The 24482-nt window shown below is 44.4% G+C and carries 22 protein-coding genes; 17 read left to right on the top strand and 5 right to left on the bottom strand.

Annotated elements, in window-relative coordinates; all coding sequences use genetic code 11:
• Window positions 1-442: 442 nt before the first annotated feature.
• From NB504_RS15145 to NB504_RS15130, 4 genes are all read right to left on the bottom strand, one after another.
• Window positions 443-2221, bottom strand: a complete 1779-nt coding sequence (locus NB504_RS15145; protein ID WP_017048098.1) for an EAL domain-containing protein — start codon at window positions 2219-2221, stop codon at window positions 443-445.
• Window positions 2218-5811, bottom strand: a complete 3594-nt coding sequence (locus tag NB504_RS15140) for an ATP-binding protein (protein WP_258429226.1) — start codon at window positions 5809-5811, stop codon at window positions 2218-2220. Before NB504_RS15140 ends, NB504_RS15145 begins: the two co-directional genes overlap by 4 nt.
• A 179-nt stretch (window positions 5812-5990) precedes the next feature.
• Entirely contained in the window at window positions 5991-7235 is a 1245-nt protein-coding gene (locus NB504_RS15135) for an NAD(P)/FAD-dependent oxidoreductase (protein ID WP_088732673.1), read from the bottom strand.
• 23 nt (window positions 7236-7258) lie between these two features.
• Complete coding sequence (locus tag NB504_RS15130) at window positions 7259-8365, bottom strand: class I SAM-dependent methyltransferase (protein ID WP_013856490.1); 1107 nt, start codon at window positions 8363-8365, stop codon at window positions 7259-7261.
• A 115-nt stretch (window positions 8366-8480) separates the two neighbouring features.
• Here NB504_RS15130 and NB504_RS15125 point away from each other — a divergent pair, with 115 nt between their 5' ends.
• The 17 genes from NB504_RS15125 to NB504_RS15045 all read left to right on the top strand — a co-directional run bounded on the left by NB504_RS15125 (window position 8481) and on the right by NB504_RS15045 (window position 23918).
• Window positions 8481-9218 (top strand): beta-ketoacyl synthase chain length factor, encoded by a 738-nt coding sequence (locus tag NB504_RS15125; protein WP_088732674.1) that lies wholly within the window; start codon window positions 8481-8483, stop codon window positions 9216-9218.
• Entirely contained in the window at window positions 9212-9985 is a 774-nt protein-coding gene (locus NB504_RS15120; protein WP_026028155.1) for a 1-acyl-sn-glycerol-3-phosphate acyltransferase, read from the top strand. The genes NB504_RS15125 and NB504_RS15120 overlap by 7 nt, the downstream gene beginning before the upstream one ends.
• A 190-nt stretch (window positions 9986-10175) precedes the next feature.
• The gene (locus NB504_RS15115; protein ID WP_013856487.1) at window positions 10176-10436 is read left to right on the top strand and encodes a phosphopantetheine-binding protein; all 261 of its coding nucleotides are present in this window, start codon (window positions 10176-10178) and stop codon (window positions 10434-10436) included.
• Window positions 10437-10451: 15 nt separating this feature from the next.
• Complete coding sequence (locus NB504_RS15110) at window positions 10452-10709, top strand: acyl carrier protein (protein ID WP_013856486.1); 258 nt, start codon at window positions 10452-10454, stop codon at window positions 10707-10709.
• Entirely contained in the window at window positions 10709-11266 is a 558-nt protein-coding gene (locus NB504_RS15105) for a septation protein IspZ (RefSeq protein WP_199867263.1), read from the top strand. Before NB504_RS15110 ends, NB504_RS15105 begins: the two co-directional genes overlap by 1 nt.
• A gap of 7 nt (window positions 11267-11273) precedes the next feature.
• On the top strand, window positions 11274-12659 hold the full coding sequence (locus NB504_RS15100; protein ID WP_258429225.1) for an AMP-binding protein: 1386 nt from the start codon (window positions 11274-11276) through the stop codon (window positions 12657-12659).
• A gap of 22 nt (window positions 12660-12681) precedes the next feature.
• Window positions 12682-13050, top strand: coding sequence for a 3-hydroxyacyl-ACP dehydratase (locus NB504_RS15095; protein ID WP_017045145.1), 369 nt, complete (start codon window positions 12682-12684; stop codon window positions 13048-13050).
• Window positions 13034-14764: a glycosyltransferase gene (locus NB504_RS15090; protein ID WP_081989654.1), complete on the top strand. Its 1731-nt coding sequence runs from the start codon at window positions 13034-13036 to the stop codon at window positions 14762-14764. The genes NB504_RS15095 and NB504_RS15090 overlap by 17 nt, the downstream gene beginning before the upstream one ends.
• The gene (gene hutH, locus NB504_RS15085) at window positions 14745-16289 is read left to right on the top strand and encodes a histidine ammonia-lyase (RefSeq protein WP_258429224.1); all 1545 of its coding nucleotides are present in this window, start codon (window positions 14745-14747) and stop codon (window positions 16287-16289) included. Before NB504_RS15090 ends, hutH begins: the two co-directional genes overlap by 20 nt.
• Before the next feature lie 8 nt (window positions 16290-16297).
• Entirely contained in the window at window positions 16298-16738 is a 441-nt protein-coding gene (locus NB504_RS15080) for a thioesterase family protein (RefSeq protein ID WP_258429223.1), read from the top strand.
• A complete protein-coding gene (locus NB504_RS15075; protein ID WP_017048106.1) occupies window positions 16735-17346 on the top strand; it encodes an outer membrane lipoprotein carrier protein LolA in 612 nt (203 codons plus the stop codon). The genes NB504_RS15080 and NB504_RS15075 overlap by 4 nt, the downstream gene beginning before the upstream one ends.
• Complete coding sequence (locus tag NB504_RS15070; RefSeq protein WP_258429222.1) at window positions 17318-19666, top strand: MMPL family transporter; 2349 nt, start codon at window positions 17318-17320, stop codon at window positions 19664-19666. The genes NB504_RS15075 and NB504_RS15070 overlap by 29 nt, the downstream gene beginning before the upstream one ends.
• The gene (locus tag NB504_RS15065; RefSeq protein WP_017044415.1) at window positions 19663-20283 is read left to right on the top strand and encodes a DUF3261 domain-containing protein; all 621 of its coding nucleotides are present in this window, start codon (window positions 19663-19665) and stop codon (window positions 20281-20283) included. Before NB504_RS15070 ends, NB504_RS15065 begins: the two co-directional genes overlap by 4 nt.
• A 9-nt stretch (window positions 20284-20292) precedes the next feature.
• Complete coding sequence (locus NB504_RS15060) at window positions 20293-21528, top strand: beta-ketoacyl-[acyl-carrier-protein] synthase family protein (protein WP_064625613.1); 1236 nt, start codon at window positions 20293-20295, stop codon at window positions 21526-21528.
• Window positions 21506-21970: a hotdog family protein gene (locus NB504_RS15055; RefSeq protein WP_013856475.1), complete on the top strand. Its 465-nt coding sequence runs from the start codon at window positions 21506-21508 to the stop codon at window positions 21968-21970. Before NB504_RS15060 ends, NB504_RS15055 begins: the two co-directional genes overlap by 23 nt.
• Window positions 21967-22692: a 3-ketoacyl-ACP reductase FabG2 gene (locus NB504_RS15050; protein WP_017045136.1), complete on the top strand. Its 726-nt coding sequence runs from the start codon at window positions 21967-21969 to the stop codon at window positions 22690-22692. The genes NB504_RS15055 and NB504_RS15050 overlap by 4 nt, the downstream gene beginning before the upstream one ends.
• Window positions 22689-23918 carry a beta-ketoacyl-ACP synthase gene (locus tag NB504_RS15045; protein ID WP_047687921.1) on the top strand — a complete coding sequence of 410 codons (1230 nt, stop codon included), beginning with the start codon at window positions 22689-22691 and terminating at the stop codon, window positions 23916-23918. Before NB504_RS15050 ends, NB504_RS15045 begins: the two co-directional genes overlap by 4 nt.
• A 102-nt stretch (window positions 23919-24020) precedes the next feature.
• Here the strand turns inward: NB504_RS15045 and NB504_RS15040 are convergent, their stop codons facing one another.
• A complete protein-coding gene (locus tag NB504_RS15040; protein ID WP_017045134.1) occupies window positions 24021-24404 on the bottom strand; it encodes a DMT family protein in 384 nt (127 codons plus the stop codon).
• Between the last annotated feature and the right edge of the window lie 78 nt (window positions 24405-24482).

Here is a 24482-nt window from a genome sequence, read left to right as displayed (position 1 = left end):
AGCGCAAAAACTAAGCAGAAAAATCTAAAAACTCCTAAGGATAGCGGCACACATTAGCAACCATTGAAGTAATTTGCCATAAAATCGTAGCAAAAAAATGCATAATTCCATGGTTTACCTAATGGAATAGATAAATAGCCCAACAATTAACTCAAACTCAGTGAATTAAAGTTACCAAGCGCCATCTGGTCAGACCATAGTGCTAAATCATCTAGTGTTGAGTACATTTTCAGCACATTTCACTGGAAAATCAGCCTTTTTTTAACATCTTAGTTACGTTAGATCTAACTTAAAGGGATAATCCTGCCATCTGAAAATAAAATCCGTGAAGAGTGTCACTAAAATCGATTAACAATAAATTAACAACGTGTTGATTGGTAATAATAAATAAACACTTTCACCGAAAAGTGTAATCTAATGCTTACGCAAATCGACATTCAGTTTAAGCGATGCTCAAACTGGCACTAAGATGATCGAGCTCAATGTAACGAATCAGCTCCATGGCCGAACGAATGCCCAATTTACTTTGAATTCTCGCTTTGTAAGTACTGACTGTTTTCTGATTAATATCCAGTTGATTAGCTATCTGCTTATTGGTCAAACCTTGAATCAACAAATTTGCCACACTCAACTCTCTGCTGGATAGTCTTTCATTGAGTCGAAAACTAGGTTGAAAATTAACTGTTCGCCCAACCTCCCCCATTATGCTCTGAATGGTGTCAGTCAATGCAGCTGATTTCACAATGTGGCGCGCATGTGCAAGTTCTGCAGATATTGCTTCATGATATTCATTGAGAAAAATAAGTCTTCCCTTAAAATTCATCGATTCAATATGCTGATGCAACTGCAAACTAGCGTCTTTACTGCAGTAGCTATCCACAACCACTAAATTAAAAGGTAAATCACGCAATCTCTTTACAGCGCAAGCGAGATCACTGGCAACGACCACCTGCGTAACGCGTTTTTCTCTCATCAACATTTTTCTTAGGGCATTAGCGCTAGTCGAATTTTCTCCAACTAATAAGCAATACACACCATCTTCAATACTTTGATGGCTTAACTGCTTGCTGATATTTTTGCTATACAGTTCAGCGAGATCGCCAATCGGCATCGGCATCGCCGAATAATAACCTTGGCAAGTATCCACGCCTAAATGACGTAAATATTGCCAAGTATCTTCGTCCTCCACACCTTCGACAACACAATGCAAGCCTAAGGATTGCGCTAGCAATAAGCACATGTTGGTGAGTTGCTGGTTTTTATAATTGGTGGAGAGATCACGGACAAAGCTTTGATCTACTTTAAGTTCTGTAAAGGGTAATTTCGAAAGCTGACTTAGAGAGGCGTAGCCTGTGCCAAAATCATCAATGGATAAACCAACACCATGCATTCTTAAACGCGCAAGATTAGCCAGTGATGCTGTCGTACCGTTATAGACATGATCTTCCGTCAGCTCGAGCGTAAGTTTATCAGTGGGAAACGCGTATTTGTGACAGAGAGTAAGAATAGGGTCACAGATCAGCTGTTGTAAATTACTCTGGGAGATATTGATTGATAACTGGAGATCGGCTGACAAACTGCCTAAAGCCGATAATGCTTTATCCAAAACAATTAAAAACAGCTTATCCATCAAATTCAGCTCTTCAATAAGAGGCAGAAAATGCGCAGGGCTTAATACACCATGAACTGGGTGATCTAGTCGGACAAGTGCCTCGACTCCAACCATGGCACCCGTTTTAAAATCAAACTGAGGTTGATAGTAATTGAATAACCAATCTTCACTGAATGCTGTTTCTATCTCTTTGTACCCTAATGAGATAGGCGTAATGCTTGCGGCCTGTTGTTCACACTTCACATGAAACGCATGAATCACGGTTTCAAGTTGCTCAATAGAATAGGGTTTTCGCAAAACATCGACAAAATTAAAGCTCGCTAAACAGCACATGTTATAAGTAAGGTCTAACACGGCATCGTCAACAGCACTCAATATAATAATTCCGAGTGAAGGATGTTTATCCCCAAGCATCGACAAAAGCGTAACTCCGTCCATTTCCGGCATATGAATATCACAAAAAACCAGCGATATCTCTTTGCGCAAGCATAAAGCCAACGCTTGGTGTCCATTTGCTGCAATATCGACATTATTCAATCCAAGTTGTCTGAGTTTCAGTTTCAAACTCGTGGCTTGAATTCGATCATCTTCGACAATCAAAATGTTCATTCGTCATCTACTCGTTGCTGTTTATCTAACCATTCTTGTGCTTGTGTAATCACGATTTTCATTTCCATTATCAGTCGTTGTTTTGCAGATACAACAGCTTGTGGTTCTAATTCGCGCTCCAAGCTAACCGCAAGACTCGCGAGATAATCCAGTTGAAGCGCTCCGGCAGAGCCTTTAACACGATGGGCTATCATTTTGTAATCAGAATCATGCTTTTCGAGTCTATCGACCTCGGCCGCTAAAGATTCTGCCACAACAGAAGCAATTTCACTTTTTTCACCCGGTAAAAAGCTCTCAAGCCAGCTTTTTGAGTCAGCATTTACTAAAGGATACATAGAAAGATAACCACTCAACATAGTATACAGCGACGCCAACGAATAGGGTTTATACAACACGTGTTCCATACCAGACTGGTAAGCCTTCTCTGCGATCAACCGTGAGTCTTCTGCCGTACAACCGATAATCACCTTATATCTCTCTTGCGGAATATGATTTTTAACAAATCTTGCTAAAGCGAAACCATCCATTTTAGGCATATGGCAGTCCGTTAGTAGTAAATCGAACTGGCTGTCTTCGCTTTGTAAAAGGTGGCATGCCTCTTCTCCATCACCAACAATGGTTGCTTGCACACCAAGTTCATGCAGCTGTTTTTTTAATAACAAACGGTTAATAGCGTCATCATCAACCACCAAAACATGCCCACAAAGTTTCATTTTTTTCGGTTGAACCAGCACTTGTTCACTATCTTTTATCTTATCAATAAGCAGGTCAGGATAGAGATGTTTTTTGGTCATTATCGCGTCAAAATCGACCAAGGATACACCACCTTGACTCACCGAAACTTGCCAACACTTCAACCACTCGATAATGCGTTCGTTAGTGCAACGGTAGTTACGTTGACTCAACGGTTCAGATAGCGGCTCACCACAAATGGGAAGCACTATTGTTACTTGAGTCCCCTCATTCAGCGTACTGGAAACTGTAATATGACCATCCATTAGATTGACTAAATTCGATACTATTGACATACCAAGCCCAGTACCGCCATATTGGCGAGTAATGGTTTTATCCGCTTGCATAAATGGCTTAAATAACGAATCCAAGTGCGCTTCATTCATTCCGCACCCCGTATCTTTTACGGCAAAGACTATCTGTTCTTCCGTCAATTCAACGTGGATGGAAACCGTACCTGCCGTAGTGAATTTAACAGCATTGGCTAATACATTGGTAAGAACCTGATTTAAGCGTAATGCATCAAACTTTGCGTAAATAATAGCTGTCGGCACCCAATCAACAACGAACTCAACGCCTTTCAACTTAGCACTCGCTTCAAAGCTTCTAATAGTGGGACATAACTCTTCTAAAATATTATGCTGGCGTATATCTAATTGTAATTGCTGAGCTTCCATTTTTGAAAAATCTAAAATCTCATGGACATGGTGCTTAATTCTCTCGGCAGAACGAATTGCATTCGTCAATAACAAACGGCTCTCATCGTTTTTAATTCGAGTTGATAAAATCTCCATCAACCCTAGCATGGCCGCAATTGGCGTTCTAAGCTCATGACTCATTACAGCTAAAAAATGATTCCTCGCATCTACAGCTTCTAGTGCCTTATTATTAGAATCACGTAATGCCAATTCTGAGAGCTTGAGTTCTGTGATATCACTGCAAACGGTCAAGTAATGAGTATCCCCACTCTTGGGATGCGCAATCGATTCATGATTAATGACATAATATTTCTCATCAAGCTGATAGTGTTTATTCGACAGATCGACAGATCCGATGCCAGTACATATGAGGCAATTCACATCATCACTAATTAGAGAAGCCTTGCTACATTGCTTATATGAACGGTTAGATAACACTACTTTCCCATTCACATCTGAAATGAAGATCATGCTGGGTATTTTATCGAGCAAATCTGTCAGCCATTGCACTTGAACTTCTGAAAGTTTTGAACTGATTTGACTGTATTTTAAGGAACTTTTTAACTTATAAAATATAATTATTCCAAATAATAATAAAAACAGAAAAATACACATTGCAATCAAAGAATAGATTATAACTTGCTGCTTATCATAACCATAATTCACATTCACTTTCTTATGGAGTGATTTTAGTGCATTAATCTCAGACTCAGTTACCATAGTTAAAGATCGGCTGAGCATTTCAAACAATATCGACTCATCCTTTCGAAAGACCATACCGATATTAATAGAGTAACCTTCATTATCTATTGCTGGAAGTATCAAAAACTTATCACCAAGGTATGCCATTTGCTGATTTATAATATCTTGATTCATTAAGGCATGAGTTATCTTACCTGATTTTAAATCTAGAATAACCTTTTTAAGATCTCTATAAACTTTAACTTTTTTATTATCTTCATAGATTTTTAAGTGGCTATATAAGTAACCAGTACGATCTAATATCGCTAATTTTTTCTGTTGAAAAGGCTTTTTAGTGACCACATAACCAAATTGCAAATTAGTGTAAGGTGGGGTCGCTATAAAATCACGATTATCGATGTCATCGACATTTAATGAAGGCAATAAATCGACTTCATTATCGATAAGCATTTGTCTAATATCTCTACCATTGGCCGGCACATACTGAAATTTAAGAAAGCTTTTTGACTCAATGAGCTTGAGTAAATCATGGACATATCCCTTCACCTGATTATCACCCTCATCACAATAAGAGAGTGGATATATATCTTCTTCTATGGTGTATCTGACAATTTGATTGCTATTTTCTTGACTTAATAATTTTAGGCTGTCTTTATTATTCAAAAAATAAATATTAGTCGAGTCTATCTTATTAGCTGTATTTCCTGTTGCTTCAGCAAGAATGAGTTTATCGAAAATGTTTTTTAATTCATTATGTTTTATCGGCAAAATAATTCTATTTATTTCGACACCTAATCGGCCATCTGCAATAATCTCACCGTCATATCCAGAATTAGGACTGATATAATGATTGAGTGATATATAGTTGGTTATCGTTGCATCGGCTAAACCTTGCTTCATCATTTCTGCTGATTCAAAGAAACTTTGTGCTAGTAATATGTGTGGGTAATGGCTCTGCTCTAATGTTTCACAATAAGATGAACCTTGTACGCAAACCCATTTCAAATGACTCATATCTTGCTGATTTAATTTTTTGTCCCTTAGCCAAATCACTCGTAGGTTATTATAGAGTGGCAAACTGAATAAAATGTTTTCTTCTCTCTCTTTTGTTTTGCTAAAACCAATAGCAAAATCCACATCACCACCATGCACAGCAGCAACAAGATCAGTTATCGATTGATAGCTACGATATTCAATTTTTACATCAAGCTCTTTTCCTATTCCTACCGCATAATCATGTTGAATACCGATTGTATTCTCAATGCCGCCCCAATAAGGTAGCCAAGGTTCAGACAATACACCCATTACAATGACTTTTTTTGTTTTTAAATAGGTACGTTCCGAATCTGATAAATAATCGGCGGCATAAACAGTATTAAAAAGTAAGTTAATTGCTAAAATTAACAGCAAGTAGATACGTAACAAATTCATTCTCGTGATATTGATTCCAATATCCAACTAGTTTAACGATCCTGCTCGTCATTGCCAAGAATAGGGCATCAGAACAAAATTGATTAAAATACATATTTATCAACACGTTAATGCGGTGTAGGAATAATCTTACAAGAGAATAAACCCATAAAATTAGAATGTGAGATGCATATCCGCACCAAAACATAATTTCGGTGCGGATATTATTAATGAGATGAAGTACGAATAATTTCAGCTAAACTTGATAAGCGTCGTTGATGCTCAGCGACATAAGGATTACTACGATCCCAAGCATATCCTGCAAGAATAGAGCAAATCATCTGCTTTATTCTTGGATTGGGCGTTTGGTAAAAAATCACCTCTTGTAACATGCCGTTGTACCAACCTTCCACATAAGTGCGGAACGTATCCACTCCGACCATTAATGGCTGAGAATACTCTTGCTGCCAATCTACACTTTCGTTTTTTAGTTGGCGTACAACGCAAGACACTGCTAACTGAGCCGATTTCATGGCTATCGTTACACCTGATGAAAACACCGGGTCTAAAAATTCACCAGCATTGCCTAATAACGCATAATTTACCGTGGCCAAGTGCTTAACATTTGCAGAATAGCCGCCTAGCTCACCAGCAGGATTAGGATATTCGGACTTCGAAAGCAGTTCTGCCAGCTCAGGCATTTCATTCACCAATTGCTGGATCGCCGCAATTTTATCACTTGGATAGCCGTCAAAAAACGACGGTTCACCGACAACACCTAATGAACATGTGCCGTTAGAAAAAGGAATGAGCCAGTACCATACGTCAGGATTACGCGGATGGACGGAGATCAGTATCTTGTTTCGGTCGTAGTCTGGTTGTTCAGGGGAGATATGATCAATGATATGGGTAAAGATGGCTTTTCTCGGAGGTAAACACGATGGCTCTTCCAAATCGAGTAACTTAGGCAATACTCGGCCAAAGCCACTGGCATCCAGCACGAAGTCGGCTTCAATTTGATACGTTATACCGTGTTGATCCGTCACCAATAATTGTGATTTATTCTCTTCAAATTCGATATTCGTCAGTTGATGTTGATAACGAATTTCAACCCCTTGCTTAACAGCAGAATCCGCTAATACTTTATCAAATTGACTACGCTGTACCTGAAAAGTGGTTCCCGGCCCATTCGAATATTTGTCGGTAAAATCAAACTGAGCGTATACACCATTTTTTCGAAAGGCTGCACCATTTTTATATTGAAAACCCGCACGCATAACATCAGGCAACATTCCCGCCGCTTCTATCACTTCCATACAAGCAGGTAATAAGCTTTCGCCAATAGAAAAGCGTGGGAAAAGTGCTTTTTCGATAACCAACACACGTATGTTTTGCGCATGGAGTAATGCCGCGGCAGTCGAACCCGAAGGGCCCGCACCAATGATAACAACTTGAGTTATCTCTTTATTCATGAATTGACTCGCATCGATTTTAATTAAGCTTGGGCTTTTAGCTCTAACAAGGTGTGGCCAAGGCCAATATTGTCGGTCCGTTTGATCACCTGTAATCCTGCTGCTTGAACGATTTCTAAGAAATCTTCGCTGCGATAGAAGCGACTATTACCATTTGCAAGGCAGGTAAAATACAAAGAGGTGGCATTGAGGCTATAAGAAGCCGCATCGTACTTCTGTGAATCCCAGAACAGTTCCAAAATATAAACCGTCGAATATGCAGAAAGATTGGCGCGAACGCGTTTTAAAATACTCAAAATTTCCATTGGCGAAAAACAGTCTAAAAACTGGCTCATCCACCACACGTCCGCATTTTTTGGTAACGGTTGTTCTTTATCGAGCATGTTGGCTGGAAAAGGATGAATACGCTGCGTAAAACCTTGTTGCTGCGCGTTAGCCATCGCCATTTCCAACTGTTGTGGCAGATCCACAATCGTCACTTCAACGTCTGAATCATAGTGACAACATTGCAGTGCCCATTTACCCGTATTGCCACCAATATCGACCAAATGTTTCGGTTTTTTACGAAACACTTCTTTCAGCAAAATAGGAAAAGAACGATCGGAATAGAAGTGATCGAATTTGAACCAACTGTCTTTAGCTTGCTGGGGCAAACGCGATAAACCTTGGTAGATGGTATCCCAATCGCCGAGTTCTTTCAGACCAGCAGGCTTGCCTTCGGTGATCGATTCGGTTAAGTGCATCATGGCGGCATAACAAACGTCTGCCGTGAAATCCATATTGGCTTGCGTCATCCCATCATGCAGCAAAAAAATGCCTAGATTAGCCAATGAATAATTCGGTTTATCCCATAAAACAATATGGGCACTGATGGCCATATCGAGCAATACTTTAACGCCATACTCTGACACGCTCGTTTCTTGAGCAATTTGTTCCGCATTTAAACCTTTTTCGCCAGCATTATCTAATGCAGCCAATATGCCTAAGTCACGTAATGTACGCGCCGTATGAAAAACGATGGGGGCAAAAGATAATTTTTGAGCTTCGGTTTTTGCCTCTAAAGCGTTATAAGGATCTATTTTTTGATTTAACACATTAAAACCTAACTTTAATTTGTGAACAATATCCAAACACTTAATCTAAGTTCGACTCAATTCTTAAAAATCAATATTTAAGTCAAGGATACAAACGTTTATAGTTGCGAAGAATAATCTTGTGCCATAGTATTTAACCCTATCAAAAACAATGCAATATCTTATGTCAAATCAACAGCAAATAATCACGTTAAATATTGATACTTGGGTTGCAAATTCTGCAGGCTTATCTCACCCTTCTGATTGGCAAAATTGGGCGAGAGAAGAGATATGGCCTGACGATAATACGCTCAACACAGACCATATTCCTCCAATGATGCGCCGCAGAATGAGTCGTTTGAGCAAATTAGCCGTGCAGACTGCACTGACTGCCATAGAATCACAACATATTGATTACATGGTATTTTCATGTCGTCATGGCGAACTTCATCGTAGCGTTGAAATCGTGAAGTCAATATTAACTGGCGAAGAAGCCTCACCAATGGCATTTTCACAATCTGTTCATAATACAGCGGCAGGCCTAGCAACCATCGCTTCAAAACAACCGATCCCGTTAACCTCGATTGCAGCAGCACAAAACACATTTCAAAGTGCCATATTAGAAGCTTGGCTCTATTTAAATGGGCACCCTAGTCACAAAGTGCTGTTGGTTGATTTTGATGAGCCATTACCTAGCGACTACCAACAATACGAAGAGTGGCAATTTCAAGGCTATGCCTTAGGGTTAACCCTGTCTCACGGTTCAGATTTTACGCTCTCTATGCAGATGTCTGATACCAAGCCACAACAGCCGCAAGCATTGTCGTTTCTTCACCACTATTTGTCAGAAAAATCTGAATGGATCATTGAGGGCTCGCAAAGCGCTTGGAAATGGCAACGAAAATGTTAGAGTTCAACCGCTACTGGCGTATTGCTGCTACAGGTTTTTGTTTTTTTATATTTGGTTTAGGCGGATTAACGCTGAGTTTTATTATTATCCCACTGATTGCATTATTTTCATCGCAAACAGATCGTCGAGAATATAAAGTTCAAAAATCAATCCAAAACTCATTCAATATATTTTGTAAGTTGATGAAATTAACAGGTGCCATCGACTATAAAATAACCAACGCAGAACTATTAAAACAGGATAAAAGCTGCCTTATTATCGCCAATCATCCAAGCTTAATTGATTATGTTCTCATTGCATCACAACTTCATCAGTGCGATTGCTTGGTTAAATCAGCTATCTGGGCCAATCCTTTTATGAAACGGATTGTTCAAGCCGCAGGTTATATCCCAAATGAAACACCTGATGATTTGTTAAATGTGTGCGAGGAACGCATGAGTCGCGGAAACGTATTATTGATTTTCCCTGAAGGCACGCGAACCACACCCGGCGTTAAACCCAAATTGCAGCGCGGTGCGGCGCAAATCGCAATCCGAACTCAAAGAGACTTACGCATCGTACATATTACCGTTTCTCCGAGTTTTCTCACAAAAGAGCAAAAGTGGTACCAAGTTCCTAAAACCAAACCCTTTTTCCATGTGGAGATAAAGGGTAAAGTTGCCGTCACACCTTTTATTGAAGGTGCTGATAACCCCACCACTGCAGCACGACGTTTAAATCGCCACCTTGCAGAGGTGATTTTCCCCCAAAACAATAACCAGAAATGACAAAACTATTGAAGTTATCGACCCATAACGTCAAGTTGCAGCGAAGCGGAAAGTGAGTAAGTCCCCATCCGTATAGATAACGATATGATTGGGGTGAGCGAACGTAGCCAACACCGCTGCAACTTTAAGTGGGGAAGTGTATATCAAGGTTTTGTTCAAAACGGCTAGAACATTATATAAGTAGGTTGAAGTGGAATTACTACACACAGAAATAAAACAGCTCATTATCGACGCACTAAATCTTGAAGATATCTCAGTTAACGATATCGAAACTGACGCACCACTTTTTGGTGATGGGTTAGGTTTAGATTCTATCGATGCTTTAGAGCTCGGTTTGGCCATTAAAAAGAAGTATAATATCGTCATTGACGCTGATGACTCCAATACTCGCCAACACTTTGCATCAGTGGCAAACTTAGCAAATTATATTTCATCTCAAACTAGCCACTAATAAATAGATAGCGTTATGACAGAAGTAAACCAACAACAAGTATTTGATCAAGTTAAAGAAGCTCTCGTTGAACTATTTGAAATTGATGAAGCCGATATTCAACCAGACGCTCACCTTTATCAAGATCTCGATCTCGACAGTATTGATGCTGTAGATCTTGTCGTTCACTTACAAAAAGTGACTGGCAAAAAAATCAAGCCTGAAGAGTTTAAAACCGTTCGCACCGTCAATGATGTGGTGGAATCGGTTATTGAACTTGTTAAGGAAAGCTAATGCGGCGATTGCTGACGATTTTGTCTGCAATCGTCCTGCTTACCTACCCACTCGCGGTCTACTTCGGGATTAATCAGTTTGGTTTGCAAGCTATAGGGAGTTTCTTAGCCGCTATTTTTGCTTTAAGAATTCTTTCTGGTTGGCAAGCCAAACTTCAAGAACTGAAGCAACTGGCTTGGATTAGTGGGTTCGTTGGTATCACTTTGGTGACTTTGGGGATGCTCTTTCAGCAGCATGGTTGGCTACTGTTTTACCCTGTTGTGGTTAATGTATGTCTTTTGGCTCTTTTTGCCTTGAGCCTAACGCAACCGCAAACAGTGATTGAACGGCTGGCGAGGCTGCAAGAGCCTGAACTTCCTCAAAGTGGCATTGAGTACACACGCACGGTCACTAAAGTGTGGTGCCTCTACTTCATCATGAATGGAGCCATCGCACTTTATACCTGCTTCCAATCTATCGAGATCTGGACGTTGTATAACGGATTGATCAGTTATCTCCTTGCTGGCAGCCTCTTTGTAACGGAATGGCTAGTAAGACAAAGGATTCGCAAAGGCTAGGTACGCTATGACTTTCGGCAACCCCGATTTTTGCTCGCTTGCAACGTTACTCTCCTCACCAAGAAACGATTCGCATTGTGTTGCTTTTGACCTCAATAACACCATTAACTGGGCAAACTTTGTCGCCGATGTCAACCAACTAAGCCGGCAATTAGCGTCGCGAAATGAACATCATATTGCACTGTGTGCTGGCGATAGCTATCGGTTCTCAGTCGGTTTTTTCGCCGTCTGTTACACGCAAAAATCATTAATTCTGCCCGGTAATTATCAACCTGCGGCACTGGCAGAACTGAGCCAACACTTTGAGTTGTTGCTGTGTGATGAGGCAATAACAATACCCAATTCTACGCCAACTCTCTCTCTTAACTATTTAGCGCTACCCAACGACATGCGCGATGAAGCCGTTTGTTTTGCACCACTTTCATTAGAGACACAAACCGTGACGCTGTTTACGTCAGGCTCCAGCGGTCAGCCTAAGGCTATCATCAAAACACTGCGGCAGCTTGAAGCTGAAATCGCCATTTTAGAGCAGCTTTGGGGCGAACAGCTCATTGGTGCAAAAGTGGAAAGTACGGTTTCTCATCAACATATTTATGGGCTGCTATTTCGTGTGTTATGGCCACTGTGTGCAGGGCGAGCATTTGCCCGCCATAACTTGGAATTTCCAGAACAAGTGACCGCACATGCGCATCCGGACACTGTGCTGATCAGTAGCCCTGCGCTATTGAAACGCTTATCACAAGAGCATCAGCCAAGCCCACTGCGCACACTATTTTCTTCCGGTGGCCCGCTTCCCTACTCTGCTTCTTGTCACGCAAAAACCCTGTTTGGGCAACGACCTATCGAAGTGTATGGCAGTACGGAAACTGGCGGCATCGCTTTTCGGCAACAGCACAGTGCAACGCAGCAATGGCAGCTTTTCCCCTCCGTTGAAGCAAGACTTAACAGCGAGAACTGCTTAGCCTTGCGCTCTGCACACATTGATCCGAATCATTGGTATCAAACAGCCGATGAATGTGAGTTTTCCGACCAACAGCACTTTACCTTGAAAGGTCGCACCGATCGCATCATCAAAATCGAAGAAAAACGGATCTCACTGGTTGAAGTGGAACAGCGTATTGAACAACTGCCGTGGATCAGTGAAACAGCCGTGTTACCACAACAAGACGGTGAACGTTTGATCTTAATCTCAGCGATTGTACTGTCAGCCTGCGGCACTGAAAAATTAGCTCAACTTGGAAAGGGGAAGTTCTGGCTGTTGCTGCGTTCTGAACTGCGCCAATGGTTAGAACCTATTGCTGTACCTCGACGCTTTAGAGTGGTAAAAGAGATCCCTCTCAACAGCCAAGGTAAGCGCCTTGTTGCTGAACTAGAAACACTATTCCAACCATAAAAATAACGAAGCCCAATAGATTATGGCCAAAAGAACACCCACATTATTATGTGCTGAAACTCAGCCTCACACGGTGAATTTGACGCTGCGCGTTGACGCCGACATTATTGATTTTTCAGGACACTTTGCACATTTTCCATTGCTGCCAGGCGTTACCCAAATCGATTGGGCACTGCGCTATGCACGAGAATACTTATCTGTACCCACAAGCTTTCAAGGTATGGAAGTGATCAAATTCCAAGAACCTATCTTGCCAGACATGACCGTTCAACTGGCATTAAGTTGGGATGAGGAAAAACAGAAACTCGCGTTTAGTTATAGTTCACAGCGCGAGGGTTTAAACATCATTCACTCATCAGGAAAAATGAAGTTGGGTGAAATCTGTGGCTGATTATCAAGCTTGTTTTTTAATTCCGTGCTACAACCACGGCAGCACAGTAGCAGAAGTTGTCTCATCACTCAGCGCATTTGAACTTCCCATTTTACTGGTTGATGATGGCAGCAATCAGCAAACAAAACAGGCGTTGAGCAACGTCGCCCAGCAAACACATGTTCACCTAATTACCCTAGAACAAAACCAAGGAAAAGGTGGCGCGGTAATGGCTGGCATTCGCCAAGCGCAGCAGTTGGGGTTTAGCCACGTCATCCAAATTGATGCCGATGGCCAACATGATTTACAAGCGCTGCCTAAATTACTGGCCGCGTCAAAGCAACATCCAAACCACCTAATTTCTGGTCAGCCGATTTACGATGACAGCGTACCCAAAGCGCGTTTATATGGCCGTTACGCAACGCATATTTGGGTTTGGATTGAAACGCTATCCTTTACGATCAAAGACAGTATGTGTGGTTTTCGCGCGTATCCTGTAGACCTCACCGTTGAGGTGCTCAATAACCATAAGATCGGCACGCGCATGGATTTCGACATCGAAATCTTAGTTCGCATGTATTGGCACGGGGTCGATATCGATTTTGTGGAAACTCGCGTCATTTATCCTGAAGGAGGCGTCTCTCATTTCGATGCACTATGGGATAACGTCAAAATCAGTTGGATGCACAGCAAATTATTTTTTGGCATGTTACCGCGTATTCCTCAACTGCTGAAACGCAACCAAAGCAGGCACAACAAAAGTGGCGCAGAGCCAAACCAGCACTGGTCAAAGCGTCAAGAACGAGGAACGGTTCTGGGTATTAAAGCGTTACTGGCGGTATATAGCCTACTCGGGCGACCGATTTTTAACCTGATGCTGAAACTTGTAATGAGCTATTACTACCTTACCGGAAAACAAGCTCGCCAAGCCTCTGAACAGTATTTACAGCACTTACAAAGCTACGCAAACCGTCGCCAAATCACGCTGCCAAATCATCTCTCTAGCTATAACCATCTGCTCTCTTTTGGCCACACTATGCTGGATAAATTGGCGGCATGGAAAGGCGATTTTTCGGTAAAAAATTTGACCATCCATGGTCAAGAATCGTTCCAAACTTTAGCAGAACGAAAACAAGGTGTGCTTCTTTTAGGATCTCATCTTGGAAATATTGAACTGTGCCGCGCTCTGGGACGTCGGCATTCTCATATTAAGATCAATGCGTTAGTCTTCACCGAGCACGCCGAACGCTTCAATGCGGTAATGAAAGCGATCAATCCCAACTCAGAACTGAACCTCATTCAAGTGAGCCGTTTGGGCCCCGATACCGCTATTTTGCTTCAACAGAAAATAGAGCAAGGAGAATGGGTGGTGATCGTCGGAGATAGAACGTCCACCAGCAAAGAGACCCGAGCCGTATGGGCCGATTTTTTAGGCCAACCCGCACCGTTTCCACAAGGCCCTTTTATGTTGGCCTCGGTGTTGAAAGCTCCCGTCTACCTTTTGTTTGGCTTAAGAGATGAACGTTCTAAAACTCCACATTTTAACGTCTATTTCGAGCACTTTAGCGACAACATAGATTTACCGAGAAAAGAGCGACAAGCGGCGCTAGCGCAGGTAGTACAACGCTACGCTGATCGGCTGGAACATTACACACTGCAAGCTCCACTGCAGTGGTATAACTTTTTCAACTTTTGGACTCTAAGTAAACAGCAGCATGATGATTCAGACAGATAACCGCATAACTTTTGGCGTCGATCGCCTCACCATTGAAGATGTTGTCGCGATTTCGCAAGGCGCGCAGGCCAACCTCAATTCTTCAGCGGAATTCACCTCTAAAATTGATCGCGGCGTCGCTTTTCTAGAACGACTTTTAAAAGAAGAAGGCGTGATTTACGGTGTAACCACCGGCTATGGTGATTCATGCACCGTTGCCATTCCACCGAATCTAGTAGACCAATTACCACTGCATTTGACTCGCTTTCACGGCTGTGGCTTAGGCGAGGTATTAAGCCATCAGCAATCTCGCGCAGTATTAGCAACACGCTTGTGTTCACTAGCGCAAGGTGTCTCTGGTGTGAGCCATGAACTGCTTAACCAAATAGTCACCTTGATCAACTACGATATCGCCCCTCGTATTCCACAAGAAGGTTCGGTCGGGGCAAGCGGCGATTTAACGCCACTCTCCTACCTCGCGGCCACACTGATTGGTGAGCGCGACGTGCTTTATAAAGGTGAGATGCGCCCAACTCAAGATGTGTTTAACGAACTGGGTATTCGCCCGATCAAGCTAAAACCAAAAGAGGGATTAGCGCTGATGAACGGCACATCAGTCATGACTGCTTTGGCCTGTTTAGCCTATAAACGCGCCGAGTATTTAACTCAACTCTGCACCAAAATTACCGCCATGGTGTCTGTCGGTATTCAGGGTAACGACTTCCATTTTGATGCCGCACTATTTGCCGTCAAGCCGCATCCTGGTCAGCAACAAATCGCAGCATGGCTACGCGATGACTTACAAGCAGAGCGCCCACCTCGCAACAGTGATCGCCTGCAAGATCGCTATTCATTGCGCTGCGCACCCCATGTGATTGGCACCGTACAAGATGCACTGCCGTGGCTACGTCAACTGATTGAAAATGAGCTCAACAGTGCCAACGACAACCCCATCATCGATGGCGATAATGAACGCGTACTGCACGGCGGCCATTTTTACGGCGGCCACATTGCCATGGCAATGGATACCTTAAAAACACAGGTTGCTAACCTAGCCGATTTGCTCGATCGCCAAATGGCGCAATTGATGGATTACAAATTCAACAACGGTTTACCGTTTAACTTAACTGGCGCAGAAGGCGAAAGAAAGCCGATCAACCACGGCTTTAAAGCCGTGCAGATTGGCATTTCAGCGTGGACGGCCGAAGCCTTGAAACATACCATGCCTGCCAGCGTTTTTTCACGTTCGACTGAGTGTCACAATCAAGACAAAGTCAGCATGGGAACCATCGCCGCGCGTGATTGTCTACGTGTGCTTGAACTGACAGAACAAGTGGCGGCCGCCTCGCTGCTAGCAGCGACCCAAGCAATAGAATTGCGCAAACGTCATCATGAGCTGGATGAGCAACACATGAGTCACAATATCAAGCAGATGCGCTTAGCCGTGTTACAAGATTTTGATTTTGTGGTGGAAGATCGTCCGCTAGAACATGATTTGCGCCACTTTATTAGCCGCATTCAACAACGCCACTGGACACTTTACTAGGAAGCGCGATGAGCGATGTACTTCATCCATTGGAAAGTGAGGTGACTTTAGTCACCTCGTTTCAAGATGCCGACCCAATGGGCGTTATCTACCACGGCAATTATTTTCGTTTTTTTGAAGAAGCACGCCGCGTGCTGATGGAAAAAATTGATTACAGCTATCACGCGATGACTCAGTCGGGCTACCTATGGCCGGTGATTGATACCCACGTGAAGTACGTGAAAGCGATCCCGTTCAACCATACGATTCGAGTCAAAGCGACCTTGACAGAATGGGAAAATCGCTTGCGTGTTGACTACATGATTTTTGATAGCCAGACCGGGCAACGAATGTGTAAAGCGCACACCACTCAAGTAGCGGTTCGCATCGACACCCAAGAGATGTGTTTCGCTTCCCCAACGCTATTTACCGACAAAGTGCAGCACTGGCATACCTACGGGGAATTATGATGCGCCGTTTTCTCTGGCTAACTTTAGCTCTATTCTCGCCCCTACTCTGGGCACAGGTGACCGACCTTGCTTCACTGCAAGCGCAGTTGGCGAAACACCAGATCGTACGCGGAGAGTTTACTCAACTCCGCCATATTGAGATGTTCGAACAGCCACTGTCGTCAGCCGGGAAATTCTTGCTTGATAAACAAAATGGCTTACTTTGGCAACAAAACTCACCATTTCCAGTTAATTTGGTGCTAACTCAAGACAAGCTTCGCCAAACTTTTGCTAACCAACCACCGCAGGTGATTACCGAAAAAGAGAACCCAATGGCGTTTTATTTCAGCCATCTCTTTTTGTCGGTATTTCATGGTGACACACAGCAATTGAATGAACAATTTACGATGACGCTGCACAGCGAAGATGGTCAGTGGCAGTTAAATTTAACGCCGAGAAATGCGCCACTGAGCTCGGTGTTTACCTCGATAACATTAACGGGGCGAGATGACATTGATGGTTTGATCCTGCAAGAAGTGCGAGGCGACAAGACCGAGATTCAGTTTACTAACCAAAACCACCAGCCAGAGCGTTTAACCCATGCTGAGCAAGCACAGTTTAACTTCTAAATCGAACCGGCTGGCATTGTTCTGGTTGGCTTTTGTGACCCTTTGTCTTGGCTTACTACTCAAGCAGTGGTTCTTTTCAGCAGCCTCACCGATCGAGACGGATATCCTTAAGCTACTGCCGGTCAACCAGCAAAGTGTGCTCGCCGAGCAAGCGTTTGAAAAAGTCACTGCCAGTATGAGCGATAAGGTGGTCTTTATTGTCACTGCGCCCAATGAGACTGACCGACTCAAATCCGTTACAGCGCTAGAAAGCGAGCTCAAGCAGAGTGGCTATTTCAAGGATGTGGTTGGGAAAATCGATGCCACTCAACAGAGCGCTTGGGCCAGTTACTACTTTCAACATCGAGCACAACTGCTCACCAGCGAGCAACGCAATCAGCTCAGTCAACATCCCGAACAACAAGTGCAAGCGGTGGTGCAAGCCCTATATAACCCTTTTTCTGGGGTAACAGGGCAAGAGCTCAGTCACGACCCTTTTCTGCTATTTCGCGACTACTTAGCACAACTTAGCCAGCTATCGTCTCATTTTCGTTTGCAAGATGGATACTTAACCCGCGAGTATCAAGGCCAAAAATACGTGTTGATCACCGCGCAGCTCAACGACTCACCATACAGTTTCAAAGCGCAACAAGTGGTGCCCGATATTGCTCAATGGCAACAACGCATCAAGCAACAATTCGGTGCGGACATTTATCACACTGGTGTTTTATTTTACGCCGATTTTGGTACTCAAAGTGCCAAGTCAGAAATCAGCACTATTGGCCTTTTCTCATTACTCGGAATTGTGCTGTTGGTGATGCTGGTTTTTCGCAGTGCCATGCCTTTACTGTTGGCACTGCTCTCGGTATCCGTTGGGTTAGTGGTTGCCATGGTGATCACCACCGCGTTTTTTGGTCAGATCCATCTGTTTAGCTTAGTGTTTGGGGCCAGCCTGATTGGCGTTTCAATCGACTACGCCTTTCACTACCTGACCGATCGCCTTGCCGCAAATGAACACTGGGATAGCGTGCAAGGACTAAAGCATATTCTGACGGCCATTACCTTAGGGTTAATCACCAGTTTAATTGGCTATCTCGGTCTACTGGTCGCCCCTTTCCCCGGCTTACAACAGTTAGCGCTATTTTCCGCCTTGGGGCTCGTTGCCGCTTACGCGACGGTCGTGGCTTGGTATCCGATTTTGGCCAAAAAACCAAGTTCATCGAGAACGCTTCCCGGCCTCACTTATTGGTCCTTATGGTTTGCGCTTTGGCAAAAGCCATGGGTTAAATGGGGCCTACCCACGGCGTTATTGTTCATCAGCAGTCTTGCCCTGACGCAAGTGCACTACAACGACGACATTCGACAATTACAAGCCATGCCTAGCGACTTGAAACAGCAAGAGCTGCAAATCAGCACCTTGACTGGTATTCAATCATCACAGCAAATGTTGGTCGTCAGTGCCAACGATAATGAAGCATTAATGCAGCAGTTAGAAAAATTAGATACGCAATTTTCACAATGGCAACAACAAGGCGTACTTTCTGGCTACCAAAGTTTAAGTCAAAACATCAGCTCGCTTAAGCGTCAGCAAGAAAACTACGCACTGGTTGAAGCACTGTACGCAAACCAAGGCGCAGTACTGGCTCACACGCTGAAACTATCTTCGACTCCTAAACTGGAAGCGTCATTTTTGCCCATGACACTGGCGCATTATTTAGCCCATGATGTTTCCCAGCCGCTGCGCTTTCTTTATTTAGGTGAAGTTGAGCAAAAAGTGGCGGCGGTAGTGCTGTTGAAAGAGGTTCACCAAGCAGCAGTAATTAAGCAGTTTGCGGCGCAAAATAGCGACTACGCCTATTTGAATAAAACCGAAGAGATCTCAACCCTGTTTGGGCAGTATCGCCTTAAAGTGATGGAGTTAATTGCGCTGGCTCTGACCTTGATCAGCGCTCTCACTATTTGGCGCTACGGCGTGAAGCACAGCATTCGCATTATGTTACCTTCGCTTATTGCTTGCATCGCTGGGTTAGCCGTCACCGTCGCAACAGGCTCTACGCTCAATTTATTCAATCTATTAGCGCTGGTATTAGTGATAGGTATCGGTATTGATTACACGCTCTTTTTTGCCGAACAAGCCCGCAGTCACAGCACCTTGCTTGCCATAACCCTTTCGGCACTAACGACTTTGCTCTCGTTTGGTCTGCTTGCTCTTAGCCAAACTCACGCCATCCACAGTTTTGGTTTGACGGTACTGAGCGGCATTTTCGTGGCTTGGTTGCTTTCACCAATGGCGATCAAATCACAACCTGCCGCCATGAAAGCGCATGAGGAAAAACTATGATGATGAGAATACGCCGTGCGCTGCCCTTGCTGTTACTGATGTTGTCTGGCTGCTCTTTAGTGCCAAACCAAGCCTCCACGCAGGTAGAAATTAGCCCCAACACATTCGTTACTCTGCCCAAACCTGCGCAACTTGGGTACCAAGTCACGGCAAGTCAGTTGATCAGCGCCCATTGGCAAGATGATAACGGCCAGCATAACCAACAGCTTCCGGTCCAGTTGCAGGTGACCGATGACAAGATTGTGCTGGCAGGGTTTTCATCTTGGGGAACGAGGATTTTATCGCTCAATTATCAGCAAGATACTATTGAGACCAGTGTACTCAATGGCTTGGAAAACACCTTGCCGAAGCCCGAACAGATACTCTTTAACCTGATGATCACGCTCTGGCCGCGAAATGCTTGGGAAGCCTCGTTAAATAAGGTAAAGTGGCAAATCATTGATGATGAGAATAGACGAACACTCATCAATGAACTGGGTGAAACAGTGATTGTTATTGATTATCAACATCCCTTCGCGATGAAGGGCGATATTCGCTTCCACAATCAATTATTGAATTACACCATTACGATTAAAACACTCAGTGCCCAGCACCCTTTGCCGCCCACACAACCGTAGATAGCTATCATGAACTCATCCACGACTTCTCCTATTGATTCTCGCTCACCTATTTATGTCCAAGATTGCGGTTTTCACTGCGCGATGGGGAGTGACTCGTCGCACATTCACCAAAGTTTAGCGCAGGGCTATTGTGACAACATGGTGGCTGACAACACGTCGCTCAATAGTGGCACCGCAACCATTGTAGGCCGAGTGAGTGAGCCACTACCAGAAATCCCAGCGCATTTAAGTGCGTTCAATACGCGTAACAACCAACTGGCTTTATCGGCACTGAAACAAATCGAACCGAGCGTCCGCCACGCGATTGCCACTTATGGCGCAGATCGCATTGCAGTGGTGGTTGGCACGAGCACGTCCGGCATTGCTGATGGCGAAATCGCACTCGCCCACAAGTTAGAGCAGGGCGAATTCCCAAGCGACTACCACTACTACAAACAGGAATTAGGCAATTGCAGTGATTTTATCGCTCGCTATTTTGCAATAAGCGGCCCCTGCTACGCCATTTCGACCGCCTGTTCGTCCAGTGGCCGCGTCTTTATCACCGCCAAAAGAATGCTTAATGCTGGGTTGGTTGATGCGGTGATTGTCGGTGGTGCCGACACTTTGTGCCGCTTAACACTCAATGGTTTTAACGGTTTAGAGGCATTGTCTCAACGTTTGTGTAAACCGTTTGATGCACAGCGAGATGGCATCAACATTGGTGAATCTGCCGCTTTTATGCTGCTGGGTAAAACGCCGTCTCAGCAACACGCTCACGCCATTGCGCTATTGGGCGCAGGCGACAGTTCCGATGCACACCATATTTCTGCGCCCCACCCAGATGGAAACGGTGCAGAACAGGCGATGCGTAACGCGCTGCAAGATGCCAAATTAACCGCCAATGATATCGGCTATATCAACGCTCACGGCACCGCAACACCGCTCAATGACAGCATGGAAAGTAAAGCGATTTTCCGCGTTTTTGGCCAGCACGTTGCGGTGAGTTCAACCAAACCACTCACTGGACACACGCTCGGCGCGGCCAGTGCAACCGAAGCCGCCATTGCTTGGCACATACTGCAATACCAATTGCCTTTGCCCATTCAGCGCTGTGCTAACAAAGCGCCAGACATCGATATTACGCTAGTGGAAACCACTCAATATTTAGAAAACAAGGCCATTTTAAGCAACTCCTTTGCTTTTGGTGGCAACAATATTAGCCTCATTTTTGGTTACGTTAATGACAAAGCTTCCTGCAATTGATCAACTGCTGCCTCATCAAGCGCCGATGATTTTGATTGACCGCGCGCTTGAGGTACAGAGCGAATCTATCCACTGCCAAGTGGATATTGAATCGCACCACCTGTTTTTTGACCCGGCGACACAAAGCATACCGGCCTATGTCGGTATCGAGTTTATGGCACAAGCCATTGCCGCGTGGTCTGGGTATCACTCACTTGTCCAAGGCATTCAACCGCCGATTGGCTTTCTGCTCGGCAGTCGCCGTTATCGAGCGCTGTGCGATGCATTCCTGAAAGGGCAAACGCTCGATATCTACGCTGAACAGCTAATGCAAGACAATGGCATGGCTGTGTTTAAGACAAGAATCGAGCACCAACACCAGCTTTTGGCCGAATGCCAATTAAATGTGTATGTGCCATCAGAACAAAAATTAGAAGAAATGAAAATGAGGAGTCAAGCATGACCCGACACGTATTAGTGACTGGTGCGAGTAAAGGCATAGGCAAAGCGATTGCGATTGCGCTCGCCAAAGATGGTTTTGCCATTGCCGTCCATTATATGGGCGACCAGCAAGGTGCCCTGCAAACACTAGCGACCATCGAGCAAAACGGTGGTTCAGGCCGACTGATTCAATTTGACATCAGCAACCGAGCTCAGTGTCGCGAAGTATTAGAAGCCGATATTGCTCTACATGGCGCTTATTACGGCGTGGTCAATAACGCGGGCATTACTCGTGACACAGCGTTTCCTGCCATGACAGAACAAGAATGGGATGGTGTAATTCACACCAATTTAGACAGCTTTTATAACGTCCTCCACCCTTGTGTGATGCCAATGGTGCAAAAACGCCAAGGTGGGCGCATTGTGACTTTAGCATCGGTGTCGGGCATCACAGGCAACCGGGGCCAAACCAATTACAGCGCCGCTAAAGCTGGCGTGATTGGCGCGACCAAATCGCTCGCGCTTGAACTGGCTAAGCGCAAAATCACCGTCAACTGTGTTGCTCCAGGTTTAATCGATACAGGCATGGTGGATGAGCACGTCAAAGAGCACGCACTGCCACAAGTTCCTTTACGCCGCATGGGTGAACCTGAAGAAGTTGCAGGCCTTGTGAGCTATTTAATGTCTGATATTGCTGCTTATGTCACTCGCCAAGTTATCTCGGTTAATGGAGGCTTAGTATGACCCGCCGCGTTGTCGTTACAGGCATGTCCGGCGTGACTGCTTTTGGTAATGACTGGTCCAGTATTGAGCCAAAACTCAGAGCTTGTGAAAATGCCACTCAATATATGCCCTCCTATGAGCAGTATGAGGGTTTAAACACTAAACTCGCCGCGCCAATAATGGGCTTTACACTGCCTAGCCACTACAAACGTAAGCAAGTCCGAGGTATGGGCCGTGTGTCACAACTGGCGACCGTTGCCACCGAAAATGCGCTGCTACAGGCGGGCTTAATTGGTCATGAAGTGCTGACGAACGGCCAAACCGGCATCGCTTATGGTTCATCAACAGGCAGTACCGATGCCATCGGTGCGTTTGGTGTCATGCTCAACGAAAAAACCACTCGAGCCATTACCGCCACCACTTATGTGCAAATGATGCCTCACACTGCCGCGGTGAACGTAGGTCTATTTTTCGGGCTCAAAGGCCGCGTCATTCCAACCAGTAGCGCCTGCACGTCTGGTAGTCAAGCCATCGGTTACGCGTACGAAGCGATCAAACACGGCTACCAAACCGTAATGGTGGCGGGCGGTGGTGAAGAGCTCTGCCCTACCGAATCGGCCGTATTTGATACCTTATTTGCCACTAGCCTCAAAAACGACCAGCCAAAAACCACCCCCCGCCCGTATGATACTCAGCGTGATGGTTTAGTGATTGGTGAAGGTGCAGGAACTTTAGTGCTTGAAGAGTATGAACACGCCATCGCACGCGGTGCCGTCATTCACGCAGAAATCATCGGTTTTGCCAGCAACTGCGATGCAGCCCATGTCACTCAACCACAAATGGACACCATGCAAATCTGTATGGAGATGGCGCTGCGTGATGCCAATTTAAGTGCAGATAAAATTGACTATGTTTCGGCTCACGGCACGGCGACCGACCGGGGTGATATAGCCGAAAGTCACGCCACCGCAAACGCGTTGGGTAAAGTGCCGATCAGCTCGTTGAAAAGTTATTTTGGTCACACATTGGGCGCATGTGGCGCGGTTGAAGCTTGGTTAGGTTTAGAAATGATGCGCAGCGGTTGGTTTAATCCAACCCTTAACCTAGATAACATCGACCCGCAATGTGGCGATCTTGATTACATTACAGGCACAGGACGTGAGCTGGATGTGCAATATCTAATGAGCAATAACTTTGCTTTTGGTGGCATCAACACCTCGATTATTTTTAAGAAATTCAGCGAATAATCCCATAAAAAGCCGTTGCCCACACAACGGCTTTTTTTACGAGTTTATTTATCCGGCATTTGCCTCTTAAGTATTGGTCGCCTGCTAAATACTCACCAGCAATCAGCCAATACTTTTCGCAAGTACTTCGAGGATTTGCGGTCTGAAAATAAAAAACACCGCGCCAAGCAAACAGAGCCCTGCCCACACAAAATCAAGCCTGAAAGGCTCTTTCATGTAGATCAATGCAAAAGGCACAAATACCGATAAGGTGATCACTTCTTGCAATATTTTCAATTGGCCAAGGTTTAATACCGTATAGCCAATCCGGTTAGCGGGTACTTGGAAGAGATATTCAAACAGGGCAATTCCCCAACTGACCAACGCTGCAATAATCCACGGTTTGTGGCTGAGATCTTTTAAGTGAGCGTACCAAGCAAAGGTCATAAATACGTTGCTGATCAACAAAAGCCCAATAGTCATCACGACGGGAGGAAGGGTGAACATTAAGACAAACTCCAAAATAATCAAACACGAACTGGACTCACAAACGAGCGGAGTCTGCGCTCAACGTTTCCCTTCGTC

Source organism: Vibrio sp. RM-69-4 (assembly GCF_024743775.1).
GTDB lineage: Bacteria > Pseudomonadota > Gammaproteobacteria > Enterobacterales > Vibrionaceae > Vibrio > Vibrio anguillarum.
This window is presented reverse-complemented; position numbering and strand designations above follow the sequence as displayed.